A 4,344-nucleotide genomic window follows, 5' to 3' on the forward strand; every position below is an offset into this window, starting at 1 on the left:
AACGCAGGTGCAGCCCAGCGTGAGTGAACTCAACAAAGGAATTACCCAGTGGGCCAAAGCCTTACAAACGAGAACCCCAAGCCCTTCATCTGGATCAAGAGTGCCGAGGCGATCTTCGCTTCCATGCCGAAATACCTGGGCCCTATCGTTTCTGAGCAAACTTCTGAGGAGGGACACTAGGTGATACTCAACACAGTAGCAATTAGCTCAGTGACACGACCTATCGATAACGGTTTGACCGGTATCGGATTCCAACGACACAAGGTTGACTTTCGTAGAACTCCTTAGGAAACGAGTACCGGCCTTGGTTAACCGATCTGGCCCGGGTTCTTTGGCACAAGCTCGCGCTCGCCTGCACCAGCTCTCGTTCATTTGAACTGGTGCGCGCTGCTAGCGCCAACCCACCGACTTCGATCTCGCGATCGAGAGACCACCCAAAAACCAACCGCTACTCTATCACCTAGAAAGTGTCACGAATACCCACCTACAGACCAGGGATTGGTTTAGGGGATGCCCGACTGGTTCCCCCTCGCCTTGTGCCTGGCGTTATAACTCTATCTGAACTGCGAACCTTTGTCAACCAAATTCCGCTCGTAATCAGCCGAACTGGCAGATACGACTAGTGAGATGACAGGCGACCGCTGATCGCTTTAGCTCGCATGTTGCATGTGAACCACAGACGCTGATTTCAGCTCAGCAAAGATGGCAGCAATGGTCGAACTAGCCAATCCACTGCCAGCCTCGCACTCACCTTCGAGCCGAATGGACGGCGTCCTCCATCGCCTGCGTTGAATCGTCACCCAATCACGAACGCGCCTCGTCGACGTCGACAACCTTAGGATTTGATAGACATCTGACTCGCTTGGCGCTGACTCAAGCGACCCTATCGTAGGGGCGAGTCAGTGGTTCACCAATGCAGAGCGCTATCACACCAAGGGCTCGAAGCCTATCGAGGACCGAAGCAGTGCCTTCTCAAAGTTGTAGCTCGACGAACATGTAGATATCCATCCAGCGAAATGGCCCGACTAGCGCACCCGCCCTTGAAGGACAGGGGAACAGCCACGGTGGCCAACCCCGAACGTCAACTGGCTCGCGCAAACAACGATCCCGCCCACCGAGTTAGCGACGTTTAACTTACTACAGTCATTTCTCAGCAGGTGTAGCGGGCTAAAGAGTCGAAGTTCTCGAGCTACTTCAATGGCTTGATATTAATGGTTGTAGCGCGGAGCCCGAACAAGGGCAAGGGCAACGATGCCGAGCAGTGCGACACCCAGGGCAATGACAACCATCCCCGCAAGCCAGCTGTTTGAAAAAGTAAACGTGAACGTCAGGGCGTTGAGAAACCGGTTGGTGAGATCGATGGGATTGCCAAGCGGTCGTAGCTGCTCCTGGCGGATACCGACATACGAGCCAACGATAGCCAACACACTTACTGAACCGATAACGATCCGAAGGAGTCGCGACTGGAACCACCAGAGCGCAAGAACGATAACCGGGACCAACAGAACCAACTTCGTCATCGTGACGACCGCGACACCGGCACCGAAGGGAGCAATCTGGCGAGTTAATGGCGCATAACCAACCCAACGAGCCAGGCTATACGAAAATGCCAGGCCGACCAAGATCGGTAAGAGCCAGACGGCCAACACAAACCATACCAGCAACAATCCCAACCTGGGACTTAAGCTGTCGCTCATCCTTGAATCCTGCTGCGTGAACCGACGTTTCATCATCGTTTAAACTCCGCCCAAAGACAGGACAATTGGTTTGCCAACGTTCTCGCCTAGGTTCTTGAGTCTATCATATCTACGAACAGTTTTCGTCATTTGCAAAACAGACAAAGTCAAGCAGTGCCTCGGCCATCCAGACGTAATCATCTCAACAACCGCATACCTGCTAAGGAGCGAGCTCGTGATGGACGAACTGGGTGCCACGGCCGTCATTGATTCGCTTGGCGATTCTCCTATCCGATGATGTGAGCCCAATAGGCATACCAAGCCGCTCCCCGATGAGAGCAGTCACCCGGTCGTCCTGCTCTACGTTGCAGGGGAACTGGATACCTCTTGCATCGGACCTGCTCCCCGAGGTGCAACTGAAAGCGCACATCGGCGCTCCAAAGGACTACATCCCGCAGTCGCTAGAAATCCTAGCAGCAGGCAGGCGTGCCGCAACTCGCGATTCGCAAAGGCTTCTCGTCACGGCTTTACGTCACACCGCGCCATTTGACCTCGTATATTCTCGCATAACGTGCAACAGAGTCTGAAGGCTTCGGTCGGGCCGCAGATACGACGATCATCTCGGCTATCTCAGTCTCCAACCGTAATTCTTACGCCGAGAAGACTTGGTCGAGTGCGACTCCCCGGACCAAAGAGACCTGGCTGCTACAATGTGTGAGCCGCATGGTCTCGGGCCCGACTGTAGTCGTAAGCAGACAATAGCACGTAGTGCCTGAATTGTCCGCGTCACAATAGTTCGCCACCTTAGAGCACCCCTGTCCGTTCCTCCGCCCACTGACCGTCGGCCCTCCCTCAGTCATTAACGTCGCGGTGGTGATCGAGTAGACCTTCTGGACCCAGTTGACCCCGCATTCCTCTCAGAACATCGGTAGCTCTTCTAGCACCCCCTGGACCACGACAATTGAGGTGCGCTATACTGAGCGCAAAATGAGGCGTACAGCCTCGAACGATAGCTAAGGGAGTGTGTTGTGCATGGCTAGTAGCGTTCAGCCAGAAGTAACCGAGGCGCAATCGAACGAAAACGGTGTCGTCGAGACCTTTGAGATCGTCCCGCGAAGAGGGCTCATCGTTGCCGCCGTCTGGCTCATCGGGCTGGTGGTCGCACTCCTTGCCAACACCATGTGGGCGGTGGACTTCTTTCACGTAGTCTCCGGAGCCCTCTGGACCGCAATCGACCTCTTTGTTGGTTTTATCGTCGGTCCCATTCTCGGCAAATTGTCGATCCCAGCCCGAGCCGAGTTCTCCAAGCGATTCATGCCAAAGATGATCGTGCTCATGCCAACCCTCGTCATTTCGACACTCGCAGCCGGTATCCAGCTTGCGCGCATTGATGGCTATTTAGTCCCAAGCTCACCGGGTCATTCGTGGGTAGTGGCGTCGTTCTTCGTCGTCGGTATCATGACACTCGTTGCGATTGGTTTTGTTGAAACCGCCAATATCGCAGTTCTCTTTGAGCTCCGTAAACAACCTCCCAACGGGGAGCTGTTAGCACGCCTCATGCGCCGGTTCATCTACACCGCAGCCATCACCGGCGCTATGCAGGTGGCGACGCTCATCATCATGACAAGGCTGGCCTCCCTGTGATGGATACCGATCACAAAACACTCAACGTTTACGATCGCTCGCTCCCACCAATCCCTTTGCTCTGCGAACTGTCCCTCGCTGCCACCATCGCATCTGCTATCATCCTCGCGATCGGGTTGCCTAAAGCCCCGCACCTACTGGCTCCGGTGCTCCTGGCGATTGCGGCTTGGGTATTGATCGTTGTCGCAGCCGTCATGGTGGCCACGATCCGGCCGTTCAACTACCGAATCTTTAAAATGGTGGGTCTGCGTCAGCTCATCGCCGAGCTCATCATCGCCGGCATGCTCGAGTTCGTCTTCCTGCGCGACCACCTCCCGACAGGACCACTCGTGGTCTTCTCGATCCTGGTCGGCTCCTTCTCGATCTCGGTTGCACTGCTGATGGGCTTCCAGGTCGCCCGCTGGCAGGAACCCCGCTAGCGTCTCACGCACGAGGCAAGCCTTCTTGGTCTTGCATGCAGGCGAGCAAACGCTAAAACTACCGACGCTGCTCATGCCGTCCGGGCAAGCACAAGGAGCCGTCGCATACGCCATGCAACCGTTGAACAGATCACGATACATGGACATCGTCATCTGCGGACTTTTGTCTCTCATCCGATGGGCATCTACGCTCACCATACAGCCACACGCATCTTTGCCCTTCGTGCATGCGGAGCAATCTGGGGGCAATAGGTCTACCGAGGGTGGAGACTCAGCACAGCGACGGGGCCGACGCTACGGGCCAATGGCATTGACGCCACGCGATGTTGACATAGCACGCTACAGCTGCTTGACCATTGAGGTCGCCAGCAGTATGCGTTCCATAGCGATACTATGGATACGCACACCATCACCATCCGACTTCAAGGCCCGACCGCCGACGCGCTTGAGGTATTCGCCAATCTGCATATCCAGCTGAGTACTACACCGCCAGATGTTTGTCACAGCTAGAGCACCTCTTGAGGGTATGAGTGGAATCGGTCGGCCCAAGGGTTTGAGTTTTTAGGAGTTCTCCTGTCAGTTTGGAACCGAGGAGAAGTGTGGTG

3 protein-coding genes are annotated in these 4,344 nt (G+C 55.4%); 2 read left to right on the forward strand and 1 reads right to left on the reverse strand.

From position 1 onward, the window contains the following. Positions 1-1,208 precede the first annotated feature (1,208 nt). Positions 1,209-1,697, reverse strand: coding sequence for a hypothetical protein (locus MP439_11125; protein ID MCI2976604.1), 489 nt, complete (start codon positions 1,695-1,697; stop codon positions 1,209-1,211). 1,011 nt (positions 1,698-2,708) lie between these two features. Between MP439_11125 and MP439_11130 the strand changes: the two genes are divergently transcribed. Beyond that, positions 2,709-3,320, forward strand: a complete 612-nt coding sequence (locus MP439_11130) for a hypothetical protein (protein ID MCI2976605.1) — start codon at positions 2,709-2,711, stop codon at positions 3,318-3,320. Beyond that, a complete protein-coding gene (locus MP439_11135; protein MCI2976606.1) occupies positions 3,320-3,739 on the forward strand; it encodes a hypothetical protein in 420 nt (139 codons plus the stop codon). Before MP439_11130 ends, MP439_11135 begins: the two co-directional genes overlap by 1 nt. The last annotated feature ends 605 nt before the right edge of the window (positions 3,740-4,344 follow it).

The organism is Ferrimicrobium sp. (genome assembly GCA_022690815.1).
Taxonomy (GTDB): Bacteria; Actinomycetota; Acidimicrobiia; order Acidimicrobiales; family Acidimicrobiaceae; genus Ferrimicrobium.